This is a genomic window from Acidithiobacillus thiooxidans ATCC 19377 (genome assembly GCF_009662475.1).
GTDB lineage: Bacteria > Pseudomonadota > Gammaproteobacteria > Acidithiobacillales > Acidithiobacillaceae > Acidithiobacillus > Acidithiobacillus thiooxidans.
Window position 1 is genome coordinate 358,177 of sequence record NZ_CP045571.1, and the last position, 17,149, is coordinate 375,325.

General features: G+C 53.7%; 18 protein-coding genes and 4 tRNA genes. 19 read left to right on the forward strand and 3 right to left on the reverse strand.

The features are described from left to right. The first annotated feature begins 5 nt into the window (after window positions 1–5). The 7 genes from nrdR (at window position 6) to GCD22_RS01895 (ending at window position 4,992) form a co-directional block, all read left to right on the forward strand. Window positions 6–509, forward strand: a complete 504-nt coding sequence (gene nrdR / locus GCD22_RS01865) for a transcriptional regulator NrdR (protein ID WP_035210942.1) — start codon at window positions 6–8, stop codon at window positions 507–509. After that, window positions 499–1,599, forward strand: a complete 1,101-nt coding sequence (ribD, locus tag GCD22_RS01870) for a bifunctional diaminohydroxyphosphoribosylaminopyrimidine deaminase/5-amino-6-(5-phosphoribosylamino)uracil reductase RibD (protein ID WP_081577438.1) — start codon at window positions 499–501, stop codon at window positions 1,597–1,599. Before nrdR ends, ribD begins: the two co-directional genes overlap by 11 nt. Before the next feature lie 3 nt (window positions 1,600–1,602). After that, a complete protein-coding gene (locus tag GCD22_RS01875; protein ID WP_010641384.1) occupies window positions 1,603–2,259 on the forward strand; it encodes a riboflavin synthase in 657 nt (218 codons plus the stop codon). Beyond that, window positions 2,256–3,377 carry a 3,4-dihydroxy-2-butanone-4-phosphate synthase gene (gene ribB, locus GCD22_RS01880; protein WP_031573642.1) on the forward strand — a complete coding sequence of 374 codons (1,122 nt, stop codon included), beginning with the start codon at window positions 2,256–2,258 and terminating at the stop codon, window positions 3,375–3,377. The genes GCD22_RS01875 and ribB overlap by 4 nt, the downstream gene beginning before the upstream one ends. Before the next feature lie 9 nt (window positions 3,378–3,386). Then, window positions 3,387–3,851, forward strand: coding sequence for a 6,7-dimethyl-8-ribityllumazine synthase (gene ribH, locus GCD22_RS01885; protein ID WP_010641389.1), 465 nt, complete (start codon window positions 3,387–3,389; stop codon window positions 3,849–3,851). A gap of 6 nt (window positions 3,852–3,857) precedes the next feature. Continuing rightward, entirely contained in the window at window positions 3,858–4,304 is a 447-nt protein-coding gene (nusB, locus tag GCD22_RS01890) for a transcription antitermination factor NusB (RefSeq protein WP_031573646.1), read from the forward strand. Window positions 4,305–4,416: 112 nt separating this feature from the next. Beyond that, window positions 4,417–4,992, forward strand: coding sequence for a tetratricopeptide repeat protein (locus GCD22_RS01895; protein WP_031573649.1), 576 nt, complete (start codon window positions 4,417–4,419; stop codon window positions 4,990–4,992). A 22-nt stretch (window positions 4,993–5,014) separates the two neighbouring features. On the opposite strand, the gene GCD22_RS01900 is transcribed toward GCD22_RS01895, so the two are convergent. The 3 genes from GCD22_RS01900 to GCD22_RS01910 form a co-directional block, all read right to left on the reverse strand. Further along, the gene (locus GCD22_RS01900; protein WP_024894705.1) at window positions 5,015–5,359 is read right to left on the reverse strand and encodes a LapA family protein; all 345 of its coding nucleotides are present in this window, start codon (window positions 5,357–5,359) and stop codon (window positions 5,015–5,017) included. Between the two features lie 36 nt (window positions 5,360–5,395). Further along, window positions 5,396–7,078 (reverse strand): ubiquinone biosynthesis regulatory protein kinase UbiB, encoded by a 1,683-nt coding sequence (gene ubiB, locus GCD22_RS01905; RefSeq protein ID WP_024894706.1) that lies wholly within the window; start codon window positions 7,076–7,078, stop codon window positions 5,396–5,398. A 101-nt stretch (window positions 7,079–7,179) separates the two neighbouring features. After that, complete coding sequence (locus tag GCD22_RS01910) at window positions 7,180–7,824, reverse strand: OmpA family protein (protein ID WP_031573652.1); 645 nt, start codon at window positions 7,822–7,824, stop codon at window positions 7,180–7,182. 255 nt (window positions 7,825–8,079) lie between these two features. Between GCD22_RS01910 and GCD22_RS01915 the strand changes: the two genes are divergently transcribed. The 12 genes from GCD22_RS01915 (at window position 8,080) to rpoB (ending at window position 17,117) form a co-directional block, all read left to right on the forward strand. Further along, window positions 8,080–8,164, forward strand: a tRNA-Tyr gene (locus tag GCD22_RS01915). 60 nt (window positions 8,165–8,224) lie between these two features. Beyond that, window positions 8,225–8,298: transfer RNA gene (locus GCD22_RS01920), tRNA-Gly, on the forward strand. A 7-nt stretch (window positions 8,299–8,305) separates the two neighbouring features. Further along, a tRNA-Thr gene (locus GCD22_RS01925) sits at window positions 8,306–8,381 on the forward strand. A 38-nt stretch (window positions 8,382–8,419) separates the two neighbouring features. Continuing rightward, window positions 8,420–9,610, forward strand: coding sequence for an elongation factor Tu (gene tuf, locus GCD22_RS01930; protein WP_010639711.1), 1,191 nt, complete (start codon window positions 8,420–8,422; stop codon window positions 9,608–9,610). 52 nt (window positions 9,611–9,662) lie between these two features. Further along, window positions 9,663–9,738, forward strand: a tRNA-Trp gene (locus GCD22_RS01935). A gap of 20 nt (window positions 9,739–9,758) precedes the next feature. After that, on the forward strand, window positions 9,759–10,109 hold the full coding sequence (gene secE, locus GCD22_RS01940) for a preprotein translocase subunit SecE (RefSeq protein ID WP_024895003.1): 351 nt from the start codon (window positions 9,759–9,761) through the stop codon (window positions 10,107–10,109). Then, window positions 10,110–10,643, forward strand: coding sequence for a transcription termination/antitermination protein NusG (nusG, locus tag GCD22_RS01945; protein WP_010641409.1), 534 nt, complete (start codon window positions 10,110–10,112; stop codon window positions 10,641–10,643). A 53-nt stretch (window positions 10,644–10,696) separates the two neighbouring features. Beyond that, complete coding sequence (gene rplK, locus GCD22_RS01950) at window positions 10,697–11,125, forward strand: 50S ribosomal protein L11 (protein ID WP_010641411.1); 429 nt, start codon at window positions 10,697–10,699, stop codon at window positions 11,123–11,125. 3 nt (window positions 11,126–11,128) lie between these two features. Beyond that, window positions 11,129–11,821: a 50S ribosomal protein L1 gene (gene rplA / locus GCD22_RS01955; RefSeq protein WP_024895004.1), complete on the forward strand. Its 693-nt coding sequence runs from the start codon at window positions 11,129–11,131 to the stop codon at window positions 11,819–11,821. Between the two features lie 142 nt (window positions 11,822–11,963). Continuing rightward, window positions 11,964–12,485, forward strand: a complete 522-nt coding sequence (gene rplJ, locus GCD22_RS01960) for a 50S ribosomal protein L10 (RefSeq protein WP_010641415.1) — start codon at window positions 11,964–11,966, stop codon at window positions 12,483–12,485. Window positions 12,486–12,515: 30 nt separating this feature from the next. After that, the gene (gene rplL, locus GCD22_RS01965) at window positions 12,516–12,902 is read left to right on the forward strand and encodes a 50S ribosomal protein L7/L12 (protein ID WP_024895005.1); all 387 of its coding nucleotides are present in this window, start codon (window positions 12,516–12,518) and stop codon (window positions 12,900–12,902) included. Between the two features lie 126 nt (window positions 12,903–13,028). Then, window positions 13,029–17,117 (forward strand): DNA-directed RNA polymerase subunit beta, encoded by a 4,089-nt coding sequence (gene rpoB / locus GCD22_RS01970; RefSeq protein WP_081577437.1) that lies wholly within the window; start codon window positions 13,029–13,031, stop codon window positions 17,115–17,117. The last annotated feature ends 32 nt before the right edge of the window (window positions 17,118–17,149 follow it).

Below are 17,149 nucleotides of genomic sequence, written 5' to 3' on the forward strand. Positions count from 1 at the left end.
GTTCCGTGCATTGCCCGTTCTGCGCCTTCGCTGACACCCGGGTGGTGGATTCCCGCCTTGCGGATGAGGGCGGGACGGTGCGGCGCCGTCGGGAATGTCCGCAATGTAATCAGCGCTTCACGACTTTTGAGCGTGCCGAACTCGCTTTGCCCATGGTGGTTAAAACCGATGGGCGTCGTGAGTCTTTTAACGAAGACAAATTGCAGCGTGGTTTGACGCGGGCGCTGAGCAAGCGTCCGGTCGCTACCGACCAGGTAGATTCAGCCCTGCGTTTGATTCAACGGCGTCTTCGTGAAAGAGGCGAGCGCGAAGTGCCGGCGCGCCTGATTGGCGAACTGGTTATGGAAGCTTTGCGTGGCCTCGATCCGGTGGCTTATGTGCGTTTCGCTTCGGTGTACCGGCGTTTTGAAGATGTGGATGCATTCAGTGCGGAAATTGCCCGCCTGAAAGAGGGCCCCCATCCCGATCAGCAACAGGTACCCGGAAAAGGCCGTTCTGGTGCTGACTGAGCAGGACCATCATTTCATGGAAATGGCCCTGGACCTGGCGAAGCGGGGTTTATATTCGACGCAACCTAATCCGCGAGTGGGTGCGGTGGTGGTGCAGGAAGGGATCGTTGTTGGTCGTGGCGCTCACCTTTTTGCTGGTGAAGCCCATGCCGAAGTGCTGGCCCTTGCCGAAGCCGGAGCGGCGTCGCGTGCTGCGACCGTTTACGTCACCCTCGAACCCTGCAGTCATCAGGGGCGGACCGGCCCCTGTGCGGACGCCCTGATGGCCGCAGGGGTGAAACGGGTGGTGGTGGCGGTTCAGGATCCCAATCCTCTGGTTTCCGGGCAGGGCATTGCCCGGCTCAGGGCCGCTGGCATCGAGGTTGAACTGGGCTGTTGCGAAGCCGAAAGTCGTGCGCTGAACCCCGGATTTTTTATGCGCATGGAAGGCGGGCGTCCCTGGATTCGCTTAAAGCAGGCAGTCAGTCTGGATGCAGGTGTGGCGCTGGGCAATGGACAAAGTCAGTGGCTGACCGGTACCTTGGCGCGCGCCGATGTGCAAAAAGAGCGGGCCAGCGCCAGTGCCATCCTGGTGGGGATTGGCACGGTTCTGGCCGACAACCCGCGTCTGGCCCCCCGTCTGGATATTCCGCTGCGCCGGTGTCCAGTGAAGGTGATTTTGGACACCCGTTTGCGGACCCCGGCAGATGCGGCACTGTTTGCTTCACCCGGCGCGGTCTGGATATTCCATGGGCCGGACCAGCCGGAGGCAGCCAAAAATGCATTGCAGGCGGCAGGTGCAGATTTGTTTGCCGTGCCGCTGGATGGCGAGCGCCTGGATTGTCCGGCAGTCATGCGCATTTTGGCAGAGAAACAAATGAATGAAGTATTGGTAGAGGCGGGCCCGGGTCTGGCCAGTACCCTGTTTGCAGCCGGATTGGTCGATGAGTGGTTGCTCTATATGGCCCCCATGCTCCTCGGCCAGGGGGCATTGCCCGCCATGCAGGTTGGTCCTTTTCAACAACTGACCGAAGCGCCGCGCTGGCGGAGTCTTCGGGTCGAGTCGCTGGGTAATGATTTGAAGTGGACCCTGGGTCCGCAGGAGTTTTGATTCATGTTCACCGGTATTATCGAGGCCTTGGGTCAGGTTAGACAATTGCAGCCTCAGGGCGGTGATTTTCGGATGACGCTCGCCTCTGGCGGGCTGGATTTGGGTGATGTCAAACTCGGTGACAGTATTGCTGTATCGGGTGTTTGCCTGACCGTAGTGGAACTGCACAAAGACGGGTTTGCCGTGGATATTTCCCGCGAGACCCTGGACAAGACCCTGCTGGGTAGTCTTAAAACAGGTAGTGCCGTGAATCTCGAAAAAGCGCTGCGTCTGGCTGACCGTCTGGGCGGTCATCTGGTGGCGGGTCATGTGGATGGGGTCGGACAAATCCATAGTGTGCAGAAATCCGGACGTTCACAGGTTTTTGCGGTGACCGCACCGCGCGAACTGCTGCGCTATATCGCCGCCAAAGGCAGCATTTGCGTGGATGGTATCAGCCTGACCGTCAATGCTCTGGAAGGCGAGCAATTTATGCTTAATCTGATTCCCCATACACTGACAAATACGACTGCATCAGCCTGGCGTGCGGGTCAGGCGGTCAATCTCGAAGTGGACCTGATTGCCCGCTATCTGGAACGTTGGGTAGCGACGGAGGCGCAGTCGGGGCTAAAATCGGAAATTACCCGCGAATCACTAGCTGCCAGAGGATACCCCGTATGAGTGAAGGTAAAATCAGTCCCGCCGAAGAAATTATTGCCGAAATTGCAGCGGGTCGTATGGTGATCCTCATGGATGACGAGGGCCGTGAAAATGAGGGTGACCTGATCATGGCGGCGGAGTTCGTGACTCCCGCCGCCATTAATTTTATGGTGTCCCAGGCACGCGGACTGGTCTGTCTGCCCTTGACCCGGGAACGTTGCCAGCAGCTGCGTCTGCCACAAATGGTCGGACATAATACGGCCAGCCTGGGAACCGCCTTTACAGTATCCATTGAAGCGGCTCGGGGAGTGACTACGGGTATTTCTGCAGCCGACCGGGCAGCCACAGTTCAGGCTGCTATTGCTGAAAATGCTGCGCCCGAAGATCTGGTCATGCCCGGACATATTTTTCCCCTTGCTGCCGAGCCGGGTGGGGTTCTGGTCCGCGCCGGGCATACCGAAGCGGCCGTTGATCTGGCACGACTGGCGGGTTGTCAGCCAGCAGGAGTGATTTGCGAGATTCTCAATGCCGATGGGGAAATGGCTCGCTTACCCGATCTGCTTCCCTATGCAGCAAAGCATGGACTCAAAATTGGCACCATTGCCGACTTGATCCGCTATCGCCTTGAAAGAGAGCGGATTGTCGAGCGTCAAGCGCAGGGGCCATGGCAGAGTCCCCATGGAGAATTCCAGCTAACGGTTTATCGGGACTGGGTAGCGAAAGAAACGCATTTTGCCTTGGTCATGGGTGAAGTGGCGGCTACAGAAAGTCCCGTGCTGGTCCGTGTTCAGGTGGGTAAAACCCTCAATGATTTGTTTGCGGGAGCGGCCAGTCCGAATACGCGCGCGTTAGAGCGGATTGCGGCTGAGGGTCGGGGCGTGCTGGTGTACTTGCACCATGAAGAAAGTGTGGAAGAGCTGGTCCAGGAAGTATCTGCCTTGCCGGAAATGCCCAAAGGGCCTGGGCAGGCTGGAGATGCTGGTCGGGTTTTGCGCACTTTTGGTATTGGCGCCCAAATCCTCACGGATCTGGGCGTGCATCGTGCCGAGGTGCTGAGTGACAGCCATTTCCAGTACCGGGGTATTGGCGGATTTGGTCTCGAAATTGTGGGCCAGCGTCCATTTCAGGAAAATAAATAAGGAAAAATCATGATTCAGCAAATAGAAGGTAGTCTCCAGGCCGGTAAGTTTCGATTTGCCCTGCTGGTCAGCCGCTTTAACAGTTTCATTACCCAGCAACTGGAGCAGGGCGCTATAGATGGTTTGCGTCGTCATGGTGCCAGTGATGAACAAATTCATGTGGTCTATGTGCCTGGCGCTTATGAAATTCCATTGGTTGCGCAAAAACTGGCGCGTAGTGGAAATTACGACGCGGTTCTTTGTCTGGGTGCCGTTATTCGTGGCGGAACGCCCCATTTTGATTATGTAGCAGGAGAGGTTTCCAAGGGTGTGGCACAGGTGGCCATGGACACGGGTATTCCGGTGATTTTCGGCATTTTAACCACTGACAGCATTGAACAGGCTATTGAGCGTGCCGGTACCAAGGCAGGCAATAAAGGTTTTGATGCGGCCATGACGGCTCTCGAAATGGTACAGCTTCTGGGTCAGATCTGAGCCTCCATGAAAAACAGTCGTCGTCGCCTGGCGCGTCAGGCTATTATCCAGGCCCTTTATCAGTGGCAGCTGAATCCGGGACATTGTGCAGAAATTGCGCTTCAGTTTACTACAGACCCGGAACGGCTTCAGGGCGCTGATCGCGCTTTCTTTGCGACAGTATGGGAAGGCGTTTGCCAGGCGATTCCGCACTTGGATCCGGCCATCGCCGAAGAAATCCCGGATCGGCGCTGGACTGATGAAATCAGTGAAGTGGAGCGCGCCATTTTGCGTCTTGCCGCCTATGAGCTCCGAGATCTGCCGCAAACACCATACCGGGTAGTCATCAATGAAGCCATTGAATTGGGAAAGGACTTTGGGGCTGAACAGGGGCATCGTTTTGTCAATGCGGTACTTGATAAGCTGGCCCAGCGCTGGCGCCAGGGCGAGATAGAGCAAAGCACAAAATCCTGAAAGAGGATTTTCCCTGGTTGGGAGGTTGGCGTAAAAAGTTGTGGCAGTTTCTTAGCTTTATGGTGTAACCTTCACATCTGAAAGCTATTAACCCTCATTTATGGAGTGAATCATGCCAGCTCATCGTTTATTTTCCAATCCTGCGGTGCTTGCTTGTTCGGCTGCCGCGTTTTTGCTCCTTGCCACACCCTTGGCCAATGCCCAGACGACGGCCAATAAAGCAGAAATGGAAGACTCAGCCAGCTCGCAGCCGACCGATTTGACCACCGCCAAACTGGAAAACAGCATCGGTACCCGCTGCGCATTGGGCGATGGTGTGCCACAAAATTACACGTTGGCGGCACAGTGGTTTGAAAAATCAGCCATGCATGGTTACGGCAAGGCCGAGTACAACCTGGGCATGCAATATTATTTTGGTCAGGGCGTGCCCAAAGACCTGATTAAAGCGGCCTATTGGTGGAACAAGGCGGCAGAGTTGGGGGTTTCGGCTGCTCAGTATAATCTGGGCAACCTCTATTTCATGGGCCAGGGTGTTCCTCAGGATTACGCCAAAGCGGCATTGTGGTGGCACAAGGCTGCAGAAGCAGGTAACACGCAAGCTACCAAAAACCTCGAAGTACTTGCCCGTGCCGTGCCGATTAATAAAACGGCTTCTGCGGTACCCGTCGCGGACAAAAAAGCCGAATAAGCGGACCAATATCGCCGGGTTCTCAGCTTTCGGCCTTGGACCCGGTCACACCGTTGTTTTTCTGGATGCGTAAGGCGGCGGCATGTTCTTTTTCGATATATTCCCGCTTGCCCCTTTCTTCATTGAGTTGCCCTTCAAGATCAGACAGGCGGCGTTCATGACGACGTATTTTGAGCTTGTTGCGGATATGGGTGGGTAGATAGATCAGCATGCTGGCGATAAATCCCGCCACAAACCCACCCAGTAAAATCACGCCCTGAGATTGGGCAAAAGTCCATGAAAAAAAATGCACGGATGTCATGGTATTATTCTGTACGGCGAATAGGACAGCAACAGCAGCTATCACCAGCGAAATAATGACCCACATAAAAGCAATCCTCCCTTGTTGTTTATCGATTAAGCGTTAATCTCGGATCCTGAAAAAACTACCGACCCATCGAACGCCAACCCAGGTGAATCCGGGTATTAAAATCAACCAGGCCCAGAGTGGCAGATCGAGAATCGCATAGTCCAGTTTATGCGCGAGTGCCGCCATAATACCAATGCCGACGACAATGAAAGTACCACTGACACCAAATGAAAGGCGCAACATGCCGCGACGGATTTCCTTACGAATCCCTTCCAGATCCTGATTACGAATAACCAGGGGCAGCTCTCCCTGTTGGGCCTGACGAAGAATGCCATGCAGTAAAACGGGCATTTCCGGAAGGACCAGTCCCCATTCTGGAAAATGGCGCTTCATTTCCGTCCACCAGCCACGGGGGCCGCGCTGACGACTGAGCCATTCAGTCAGCAGTGGAGTGGCCACTTCCCACATGTTCAATGCAGGATTGAAATCGCGGGCGATACCTTCGACGTTCACTAAAGTTTTCTGGAGCAATAGAAGTTGGGGCTGGGTTTGCATGTGAAAGGCCCGGGTCGTCTGGAATAAGCGCAGCAACAAGTTAGCGACTGAAATTTCGTTTAGGGGTTTTTCAAACACAGGTTCAGCAATGGCCCTGATCGCTGTTTCAAAATCCTGAACATTGGTATCGGGCGGAACCCAGCCTGCCTCCACATGCGCCTCGGCGACTCTCCGGTAATCTCTTTGAAAAAAGGCGATCATGTTTTCTGCCAGATAATGCTGGCTGGCATCATCCAGGCTGCCCATGATGCCAAAGTCCACAGCAATAAAGCGCCCGCTTTGGGGATCTATGAAAATGTTGCCGGGATGCATATCTGCATGAAAGTAGGCGTCGCGAAAAACCTGACGGAAGAAAATATCTGCGGCGCGTCTGGAGAGTTGATCAAAGTTGATGCCGGCAGCGCGTAAGGCATCCAACTGACCAATCGGGATACCGTAAATCCGTTCCATGACCAGGACCGAGGAACTGCAGTAATCCCAGTAAATTTCAGGGATATAAAGCAGATCAGGATCGGCGGCAAAATTGCGACGTAATTGACTGGCATTAGCAGCTTCGCGAAGCAAATCCAGTTCTCCGCGCAAGGTCTTGGCATATTCCGCGACAACAGCGCGAATTCTCAGTCGTCGTCCTTCCTGGGAATAGCGTTCCGCCAAATCAGCCAACAGGCCTAAAATAGCCAGATCCTGATCAATAATTCGTCTTAAGCCGGGACGGCGGACCTTAATAGCGACTTCGCGACCATCCTGCAGCACGCCGAAATGAACCTGAGCAATAGAAGCCGCCGCAGCCGGTTTGGAATGAAACTCTGAAAACACTGTATTGATCGGTTTGCCCAATGCGCTTTCAATGATTTTGCAAGCTTCTTCAGAGGGGAAGGGTGGGACGGCATCTTGCAGCTTGGCCAGTTCCTGGGTGATATAGTCAGGCAGAAGATCGCGTCGGGTCGACAACATTTGTCCGAGCTTGATGAAAGTTGGTCCCAGAGTTTCCAGAGCCTGGCGCAGTCGTTCTGCAAAATCCCCCTGCGGCTTGGGACCCAGCCAGGACATGGGGCTAAGGCGTAAAATAGCCTGATACGGCTTTAATATGGGCAGAAAATAAAGCACTTCATCCAGGCGGTACCTCACCAGGACGCGAGTGATGTGCAGAGTACGTACGAAACGAAGCAGGGATTGTCGCATGGTCGCTAGTCTAGCATGGAATTTGAATGCTGCATGATGGACAAAAGGCACAAAAAAGGCGGATCAATTTCGACCCGCCTTATTCAGCCGTTCAGGACTGGTTACTGAACTGTTTTTTGAACCTTGATGTTGGAATTGATTTCCACACGCTGGTTCAGGAAGCGCCCTTGTGAAGTGGCGTTGCTGGCGACGGGATCATTGTAGGAATGTCCTTTCAAGACCATGCGATCATTGGAAACACCATGATTGGCAAGGTATTGAGCAACGCTTTGGGCGCGTAACTTGGACAGCTTCAGGTTGTAGGCGTAACTACCAACTTTGCTGCAATATCCATTCACGTCCAGAACAGCCGTCGGATGATTTTTGGCAAAATCGGCTACTTCGTCCAAAACCCTGATGTCATGATCCAGGAGTTTGTAGGAATCAAATTTAAAGTTGATGCCAGTAATGGTAATGGGCTTACTGACCAGAACCGTACGTTCGACTGGGGCAATAGGTGCCGGAACGGGAGCCGGAGCGGGTGCTGGCTTCACCGCAACCGGAGCAGGCTGAGGTGCGCAATAAGCAGGAATGGCGCCATCCGTGTCTGGACGTCCGCCACGGACACAAGCACCATTGGAAGCGACTACCGGCTTTCCACCAGCCTCAATGGCATAACCGTTGTAAGCATTATCAGCAAACGCCGTTCCAGCAATAAAACCGCCGCTGATGGCAAGCATCAGCGTAATACGTTTAATATGTTGCATTATAAACCCTCCTCTCAAGCCCGGGCAGAAATCTACCTGGCAAAATCTAGTACAGCCAGGCAGAGAATGTTGTAAATCGGCAACGATGTCAAGAAATGGGCACAATAAGCAAAGAGGATCTTTTAAAATCAAGATCAAAAAAGCCATCTGGGGCACTTGACTGGCGTGGTGCGGGATAAATAAAGTGCGACAGAGATTGTCATAATTTCTATTGACAGGTGCCAGCACTAAGCGGCACAATGCGCCGCTAATCGTGGAGGGGTTCCCGAGCGGTCAAAGGGATCAGACTGTAAATCTGACGGCTCTGCCTTCGGAGGTTCGAATCCTCCTCCCTCCACCATATTTCGATTAAAAGTGCATAGGTAAATAAATAGTAAGCGGCGCGGGCGCCACGGTTTATGCGGGTGTAGTTCAATGGTAGAACCTCAGCCTTCCAAGCTGATGGTGTGGGTTCGATTCCCATCACCCGCTCCAGAAGTAGGCCCACATAGCTCAGGCGGTAGAGCACTTCCTTGGTAAGGAAGAGGTCACCGGTTCGAATCCGGTTGTGGGCTCCATATTTTTTTCTTGGGTCTGTTTTCTTGGGGAGTTTCTGATGTCCAAAGGGAAATTTGAGCGGACGAAGCCGCATGTAAACGTGGGAACGATTGGTCACGTGGACCATGGTAAGACCACATTAACGGCGGCGCTGACGAAGGTGCTGTCGACGAAGTTTGGTGGAGAAGTACGGGCCTATGATCAGATTGACAACGCGCCGGAAGAACGGGCGCGTGGCATCACGATCGCGACCTCACACGTCGAGTATGAGACGGAAGCGCGTCACTATGCTCATGTGGACTGCCCCGGACACGCCGACTACGTCAAGAACATGATCACCGGAGCGGCGCAGATGGATGGTGCCATTCTGGTCTGTTCAGCGGCGGACGGCCCCATGCCGCAGACGCGTGAACACATCCTGCTGGCCCGTCAGGTGGGCGTACCTTTCATTGTCGTGTTCCTGAACAAGGCTGACATGGTGGATGACGCCGAACTGCTTGAGCTGGTCGAAATGGAAGTCCGCGAACTGCTGTCCAAGTATGATTTCCCGGGAGACGATATCCCGGTCGTCATTGGCTCCGCCCTGAAGGCCCTGGAAGGCGATCAGAGCGACATCGGCGAACCTGCTATTTTCAAACTGGCAGACGCCCTGGACAGCTACATTCCGCTGCCTGAGCGTCCGGTTGACAAGCCCTTCCTGATGCCGATCGAAGACGTCTTCTCGATTTCCGGACGTGGCACCGTGGTCACCGGGCGTATTGAGCGTGGAATTGTCAAGGTTGGTGATGAAATTGAAATCATCGGCATCCGCGACACCGCCAAGAGCATTGTGACCGGTGTGGAAATGTTCCGGAAGATATTGGATCAGGGGCAGGCTGGCGACAACGTCGGCGTGTTGCTGCGTGGCACCAAGAAAGACGACGTGGAGCGTGGACAGGTATTGGCCAAGCCCGGCAGCATCAAGCCGCACACCCGTTTTGAAGCGGAAGTGTATGTCCTGTCGAAAGAAGAAGGCGGCCGTCATACTCCGTTTTTCAATGGTTACCGTCCGCAGTTTTACTTCCGCACCACGGACGTAACCGGTGCGGTGGAATTGCCGGAAGGTGTAGAGATGGTGATGCCTGGTGACAACGTGTTGTTTAAGGTTGCCCTGATTGCCCCGATTGCGATGGAAGAAGGCTTGCGCTTTGCGGTACGTGAAGGCGGCCGTACGGTGGGTGCCGGCGTCGTTTCCAAGGTAGTTGAGTAAGTCAGTTTAGTTGTAAAGTTGAACGGCGGCCTGTCCGCCGTTTGCCGTCTGCAGGGCAGTAGCTCAATTGGTAGAGCAGCGGTCTCCAAAACCGCAGGTTGGGGGTTCGATCCCCTCCTGCCCTGCCATTATTAAAGGTGCGGTGGTCATGTTGGAAAAAGTGAAGCTCTATTTTGCGGCAGGTTTCGCTGCCCTCGGGGTGTTCGCGTATTTTCTGATCCCCACGCGTATCGGGACGTATTACCCGAGTGTTGGGTTGGCAGTCGGCCTGCTGATTGCCGTAGGCTTGTTTGCCTATAGTGAAAGCGGAAAGAAGCTTTTGGTATTTTTTCGGGAAGCGTATCTTGAATTGCTGAAAGTCGTCTGGCCAACCCGCCCTGAAGTATTGCGGAGCACTGCCATTATCATAGGGTTGATTGCCGTTATTGCGGCCTTTCTGTGGTTGGTCGATCTGGCACTCCTTGGTGTGGTACGGCTACTACTCGGAGGAGTTGGCTAAATGGCTATGCGTTGGTATGTAGTGCATGCATTCTCGGGTTTTGAGAAGAAAGTTCAGGCAGAAATTCGCGAGCGGGCGCAACGCGAGGGTCTTAGCGATTGTTTTGGCGAGATACTGGTCCCTGTGGAAGAAGTCGTGGAAATGCGCAATGGTCAAAAAACCAATTCACAGCGCATGTTTTATCCAGGCTACGTTCTCGTGCAAATGGAAATGGATGATACAACCTGGCACCTGGTGAAAAGCACGCCCAGGGTCACCGGTTTTGTGGGCGGCTCGGTCGGGCGTCCGCATCCGCTTAGTGATGCAGAGACCGATGCCATCATGGATCGCATCAAGGAAGGCGTTGAAAAGCCGCGTCCGAAATTCAGTTTCGATGCGGGCGAGCAGGTGCGGGTCATCGACGGTCCTTTCAAGGACTTCAATGGTGTAGTTGAAGAAGTCAATTTTGAGAAAAGTAAACTGCGGGTATCGGTCACCATTTTTGGTCGCTCCACCCCCGTAGAGCTGGATTTCGGTCAGGTAGAAAAAGTCTGACGGTTACATGACGAGGGAGCCTGACGGCGTTTGCACCTCACAGGAGCTGAGTAATGGCAAAGAAAATAACAGGTTATATCAAATTACAGGTTAAGGCTACCCAAGCCAATCCGAGTCCGCCCATTGGCCCGGCCTTGGGTCAGCGCGGCCTCAATATCATGGAATTTTGCAAGGCTTTTAATGCCCAAACTCAGGGCGTAGAACCCGGTTTGCCTTTGCCCGTGGTGATTACAGTATTTGCAGACAAAAGTTTTACTTTTGAAGTTAAAACACCACCCGCTGCCGTGTTGTTGATGAAAGCTGCAGGCTTACCAAAAGGTAGCGGCCGTCCAAATACCATGAAGGTCGGTAAGGTGACAGAGGCGCAGGTCGAGGAAATCGCCAAGACCAAGATGCCCGATCTCAATACCGAAAATCTGGAATCGGCCAAACGGAGTGTGCGTGGTACTGCCCGGAGTATGGGCCTGACGGTGGAGGGCTAAGACATGGCTAATAAATCCAAACGGAGTACTGCTGCTCGTGATTTGGTCAATCGCAACCAACGCTACGCCATTGAAGAAGCATTGGAGCTGGTCAAGAAAATGGCCACAGCCAAGTTCGATGAATCAGTAGATGTCGCAGTCGGTCTGGGGATTGATCCCCGCAAATCCGATCAGGTGGTTCGCGGCGCGGTAGTGTTGCCCAATGGCACCGGTAAACAAATGCGGGTCGCTGTGTTTGCAACAGCTGACAAGGCTAATGAAGCCCGTGAAGCTGGAGCTGATATCGTTGGTATGGAAGATTTGGCCGAACAGGTCAAGGCCGGACAGATGGATTTTGACGTGGTCATTGCCACTCCAGATGCGATGCGTATTGTCGGCACTTTGGGTCCGGTTCTGGGGCCGCGTGGTTTGATGCCAAACCCCAAAGTGGGTACCGTCACGGCAGATGTGCGTACTGCGGTAGTCAATGCCAAGGGTGGTCAGGTGCGTTACCGTGCCGACAAGGGCGGTATTGTGCATAGCAGTATTGGCAAGTCTTCCTTTGAAGCTAAAGCGCTGCAGGAAAACCTGATGGCGCTGATTGACAGCTTGCGTAAAGCCAAACCGGCCACCAGTAAGGGTATTTATATTCGTAAAGTCAGTTTATCTCCGACCATGGGTCCCGGGGTCGGCGTAGATCTTTCTGGCTTGGCGTAACAGTTTCTGTCTTCGGGCGGAAAGGTCGGCGTGAGCCGGCGTACAAAGACCGCAGGGGGCGCAAGCCTTAATGTTTTTCCCTGCGTAGGCGACGGCGCGCCAGCCTTTTGGCCGCCTCGGTTAGATAGGAGGTGACATTCACGTGAGTCTTAAACTCGCAGAAAAGGAACAGGTCGTCATCGCCCTTCAAGCCAAAATCGCAGAGGCGCAAGCCACTGTGGTAGCAGAGTATCGTGGTTTGACTGTGGCACAAATGACGGCGTTTCGGGCAGAAGCACTGAAACAGTCCGTACATGTTCAGGTGGTAAAAAACACGCTGTTGAAGCGAGCCCTGGCGGGCACGCCATTCGCGGTCATGGACTCTTTGTTGAAGGGGCCCCTGGTATTTGCGGCAGCGGAAGATCCGGTGGCATTAGCCAAAATTTTTACGGATTTCGCCAAGCGTTTTGACAAGCTGGTGATTACCGGTGGTGTATTGAGTGGCAAGCAGATTGATGCTGCGGCTATTGCCCAATTGAGCAAGATGCCGTCTCGTGAAGAATTGCTGGCCAAGTTGCTCGGCACCATGCAGGCACCCGTATCCGGTTTCGTACGCACCCTCAACGAGGTTCCGAGTCGTTTTGTTCGGGTCCTTGCAGCAGTTCGCGATCAACGCGCTGCCTAACTCAAAATTAATGATGAAGGAGTTGTAAAAATGGCATTGTCCAAAGCTGAAATTTTAGACGCTATTGCAGGTATGACGGTTCTTGAACTTTCTGAACTGATTAAGGAAATGGAAGAAAAATTTGGTGTTTCTGCAGCCGCAGTGGCTGTTGCCGCCCCTGCCGGTGGTGCCGCTGGTGGTGATGGAGCTGCAGCAGCAGAAGAGCAGACTGAATTTGATGTCATACTGACCAGTGCTGGTGCCAACAAGGTGAATACCATCAAGGTAGTGCGTGCCATTACCGGTCTTGGCTTGAAAGAAGCCAAGGATCTGGTCGACGGCGCGCCCAAGGCTGTGAAAGAAGGCGTCGCCAAGGCTGAGGCCGAAAGCGTCAAGGCCCAACTCGTCGAGGCTGGTGCCGAGGCGGAGATCAAGTAATTAGTTGTACATGTATTAAGCAGTTTATCCGGCTGGCAACAAATACGGTTGCCAGCCCATTCATCGTTTGTGGAAAGCAGCTTTAAATGTTTTCCCTAAACCTTGCAGTCGTCGCGCGGAGCATCCATGGCCTACTCTTTTACTGAAAAGAAACGGATTCGTAAAGACTTTGGCAAAAGCCAGAGCATTCTCGCAGTGCCATATCTGCTGGCTACGCAGATGGATTCTTATCGGGAGTTCCTCCAGGAGTCAGCGGCTCCGGCGGCGCGCAAGGAAACAGGGTTAGAGGCGGTTTTCCGCTCGATTTTTCCAATGGAGAGCTATTCCGGCAATGCCATGCTGGATTATGTGTCCTATCGCCTGGAAAAACCGGCTTTTGATGTGGTGGAATGTCGTCAGCGCGGTCTGACCTTTAATGCCGGCCTGCGCGTACGGTTGCGCCTGGCGGTCATGGAAAAAGATGACAGTACCGGCGCCAAGCGGGTCAAAGATGTGAAGGAACAGGACGTGTACATGGGGGAAATACCGCTCATGACCGAACACGGTTCGTTTGTCATCAATGGAACCGAGCGTATTATTGTTTCGCAGTTGCATCGTTCACCAGGTGTGTTTTTTGACCATGATCGGGGTAAAACCCATTCCTCGGGCAAACTGTTATTTAATGCCCGTATTATTCCCTATCGCGGTTCCTGGCTGGATTTTGAATTTGATCCCAAGGACCATGTTTACGCGCGTATTGATCGCCGTCGCAAATTGCCGGCAACAACTTTGTTGCGGGCCCTGGGTTATAGTACCGAAGACATTCTCGAAATGTTTTTTGAGACCGATACCTTCCATATTCTGGATGGAGAGTTGCATTATGACTTGATTCCCCAACGTCTCCAGGGGGAAATTGCCAGCTTTGATATCGTCAATCCGGCCACGGGTGAAGTCATCGTGTCTACTGGCAAACGCATTACTGCACGGCATATCAAAGTATTGGCCGAAGTTCCGGGATTACAGCAGTTGCCCGTCCCGGATGTGTTTGTTCTGGGCAAAGTGCTTGCCAAGGACGTCGTCAACCCGGAAACCGGTGAAGTGTTGCTGGCAGTCAATGAACCCATTACCGGAGAAGTGCTCGATGTGCTGCGCAAGGGACCTTCTTTATCACTGCACACCCTGTACATCAATGAAATTGATCGGGGTCCCTATATTTCCGAGACGCTGCGAATTGATACTTCTCGTGATGCCCATGAAGCGCAGATGGAAATCTATCGTTTAATGCGTCCGGGTGAGCCGCCGACCAAGGATGCTGCTCAGAATCTTTTCCAGGGTCTGTTTTTCAGCCCCGATCGCTATGATCTGTCGGCCGTCGGACGGATGAAGTTCAATCGTCGCGTCGGGCGCGAGGAAATTACGGGTCCCGGAGTGCTGAGCAGCGAGGATATCCTGGCCGTACTCAAGGTGCTGGTATCCCTGCGCAACGGCATCGGCGAAATTGACGATATTGATCATCTCGGCAACCGCCGTGTGCGTTCTGTGGGCGAGTTGATGGAGAACCAGTTCCGTCTGGGACTGGTGCGTGTTGAACGGGCGGTCAAAGATCGTCTGGCCCTCGCCGAGAGTGAAGGGTTGACTCCTCAGGATCTTATCAATGCCAAGCCGATTGCTGCGGTGGTCAATGAGTTCTTTGGCTCCAGTCAGCTTTCCCAGTTTATGGATCAGACCAATCCGCTTTCCGAGGTCACTCATAAGCGTCGTGTTTCCGCTCTGGGACCGGGTGGCTTGACCCGTGAACGAGCCGGTTTTGAAGTCCGTGACGTGCATCCGACCCACTATGGCCGGATCTGTCCGATTGAAACGCCGGAAGGTCCAAATATCGGTTTGATCAACAGTTTGGCCTGCTATGCCCGGACTAACGACTACGGATTTCTGGAAACACCTTACCGGCGTGTAGTAGATCGTCGAGCGACGGATGAAATCGAATACCTCTCGGCCATTGAAGAAGGTAATTATGTAATCGCCCAGGCGAACTCGGTCCTGGATGATGATGGCCTGCTGGTGGAAGAACTTATCTCCTGCCGCCACAAAAACGAGACGACCCTGGCTAATCGGGATCAGGTGCAGTTCATGGATATTTCTCCCCGCCAGATTGTTTCGGTCGCGGCCAGCATGATCCCCTTCCTGGAGCATGATGACGCCAACCGCGCGTTGATGGGCTCCAACATGCAACGCCAGGCGGTTCCGACCATTCGTTCCGATGCGCCCATGGTTGGCACAGGCATGGAACGGGTGGTGGCTATTGATTCTGGTGCGGCAGTAGTAGCGCGGCGCGGTGGTGTGGTCGATATTGTCGATGGCGCTCGCATTGTGATTCGGGTCAATGATGAAGAAACACTGGCCGAAGAACCCGGCGTAGATATCTACAATTTGGTCAAGTACGCCCGTTCCAACCAGAATACGACCTTGAATCAGCGTCCGGTAGTCAAAGTCGGTGATGTGGTCAGCCGTGGGGATGTTTTGGCGGACGGACCCAGCACGGAGATGGGTGAGCTGGCTCTGGGTCAGAACATGCTGGTGGCTTTCATGCCCTGGAATGGGTACAACTTTGAAGACTCCATTTTGATTTCGGAACGGGTGGTTGCTGAAGATCGTTACACCACCATCCATATTGAAGAGTTCTCGGTGTTTGCCCGTGATACCAAACTCGGGCCGGAAGAAATCACGCGGGATATTCCCAATGTGGCTGAAGGTGCCCTGCGTCATCTGGATGAATCCGGTATTGTCGTAATCGGCGCAGAACTGGCCCCCGGAGACATCCTGGTAGGTAAGGTGACCCCCAAGGGTGAAACCCAGCTGACCCCGGAAGAAAAATTGTTACGCGCCATTTTCGGAGAGAAGGCTTCGGACGTGAAGGATAATTCCATGCGTATGCCGGCAGGTATGTATGGAACGGTCATAGACGTCCAGGTATTTACCCGTGATGGTATTGACAAAGATGCGCGCGCCAAGTCTATCGAAGAACACGAACTGACCCGGATTCGTAAGGATCTGAACGATCAGTACCGTATTGTTGAAGAAGACAGCTACCAGCGTATTGAGCGACTGTTGACGGGTAAGGTGGCTGAGGGCGGTCCCAATGGACTTGCAGCCGGCAACAAGGTGACCAAGGCGTATCTGAAAGATCTACCCCGCGCGCAATGGTTTGAAATCCGTTTGCGTTCCGATGAAGGTAATGACGCACTGGAACAAATCCGAGCCCAGTTGGAAGAACAGCGTCAACGTTTGGATGCGGTGCTGGAAGAAAAACGTCGCAAGCTCACCCAGGGCGATGATCTGAGTCCTGGTGTCCTGAAAATGGTCAAGGTGCATGTAGCCATCAAGCGTCATCTGCAACCCGGTGACAAAATGGCCGGGCGCCATGGTAACAAGGGTGTGGTATCCAAAATTGTTCCCGTAGAAGATATGCCGCATCTGGCTGATGGAACGGCAGTAGATATTGTCCTCAATCCGCTGGGTGTGCCGTCACGTATGAACGTGGGTCAGATTCTGGAAACCCATCTGGGTTGGGCTGCCAAAGGGCTGGGTAAAAAAATTGCCGGAATGCTCGAAAGCGATTTGGCCATGAAGGAAATGCGTGCCTTCCTGGCGGAAATCTACAATCGGGCAGGCAAGAAAGAAGATCTCGATAGCCTGTCGGATGAGGAAATCCGGGAACTGGCGCGGAACCTGCGCGGTGGCGTTCCGATGGCGACTCCCGTATTTGACGGCGCTGCGGAAGAAGAAATCCGCGATATGCTGGAGCTGGCAGGGTTACCGCGCAGTGGTCAAGTCACCCTGTACGATGGGCGTACCGGCGAAGCCTTTGATCGTCCTGTGACGGTGGGTTACCTCTATATGCTCAAGCTGCACCATCTGGTCGATGACAAAATGCATGCCCGGTCCACCGGACCGTACAGTCTGGTTACCCAGCAACCGCTGGGGGGTAAGGCTCAGTTTGGTGGCCAGCGCTTCGGTGAAATGGAAGTCTGGGCCCTGGAGGCGTATGGAGCCGCTTATACATTGCAGGAAATGCTGACCGTGAAGTCTGATGACGTCAGTGGCCGCAGTAAAATGTATGAGTCCATCGTCAAAGGTGATTTCCGTATGGATGCCGGAATGCCGGAATCTTTTAACGTGCTGTTGAAAGAGCTGCGTTCGCTGGGTATCGACATTGAATTGGAACAGTCCAAGTAATATTTCCGCCCCGGGCGGGCAAGGATGGATGC

What these genes read in the sequence shown, in the direction of transcription:
- secE (WP_024895003.1), top strand. Translation starts at nt 9,759, where the DNA reads ATGTTGGAAAAAGTGAAGCTCTATTTTGCGGCAGGTTTCGCTGCCCTC.
- ribB (WP_031573642.1), top strand. Translation starts at nt 2,256, where the DNA reads ATGAGTGAAGGTAAAATCAGTCCCGCCGAAGAAATTATTGCCGAAATT.
- rplA (WP_024895004.1), top strand. Translation starts at nt 11,129, where the DNA reads ATGGCTAATAAATCCAAACGGAGTACTGCTGCTCGTGATTTGGTCAAT.
- GCD22_RS01900 (WP_024894705.1), bottom strand. Translation starts at nt 5,359, where the DNA reads ATGTGGGTCATTATTTCGCTGGTGATAGCTGCTGTTGCTGTCCTATTC.
- rplK (WP_010641411.1), top strand. Translation starts at nt 10,697, where the DNA reads ATGGCAAAGAAAATAACAGGTTATATCAAATTACAGGTTAAGGCTACC.
- ribH (WP_010641389.1), top strand. Translation starts at nt 3,387, where the DNA reads ATGATTCAGCAAATAGAAGGTAGTCTCCAGGCCGGTAAGTTTCGATTT.
- rpoB (WP_081577437.1), top strand. Translation starts at nt 13,029, where the DNA reads ATGGCCTACTCTTTTACTGAAAAGAAACGGATTCGTAAAGACTTTGGC.
- nusG (WP_010641409.1), top strand. Translation starts at nt 10,110, where the DNA reads ATGGCTATGCGTTGGTATGTAGTGCATGCATTCTCGGGTTTTGAGAAG.
- nusB (WP_031573646.1), top strand. Translation starts at nt 3,858, where the DNA reads ATGAAAAACAGTCGTCGTCGCCTGGCGCGTCAGGCTATTATCCAGGCC.
- GCD22_RS01910 (WP_031573652.1), bottom strand. Translation starts at nt 7,824, where the DNA reads ATGCAACATATTAAACGTATTACGCTGATGCTTGCCATCAGCGGCGGT.
- GCD22_RS01875 (WP_010641384.1), top strand. Translation starts at nt 1,603, where the DNA reads ATGTTCACCGGTATTATCGAGGCCTTGGGTCAGGTTAGACAATTGCAG.
- tuf (WP_010639711.1), top strand. Translation starts at nt 8,420, where the DNA reads ATGTCCAAAGGGAAATTTGAGCGGACGAAGCCGCATGTAAACGTGGGA.
- rplL (WP_024895005.1), top strand. Translation starts at nt 12,516, where the DNA reads ATGGCATTGTCCAAAGCTGAAATTTTAGACGCTATTGCAGGTATGACG.
- GCD22_RS01895 (WP_031573649.1), top strand. Translation starts at nt 4,417, where the DNA reads ATGCCAGCTCATCGTTTATTTTCCAATCCTGCGGTGCTTGCTTGTTCG.
- ubiB (WP_024894706.1), bottom strand. Translation starts at nt 7,078, where the DNA reads ATGCGACAATCCCTGCTTCGTTTCGTACGTACTCTGCACATCACTCGC.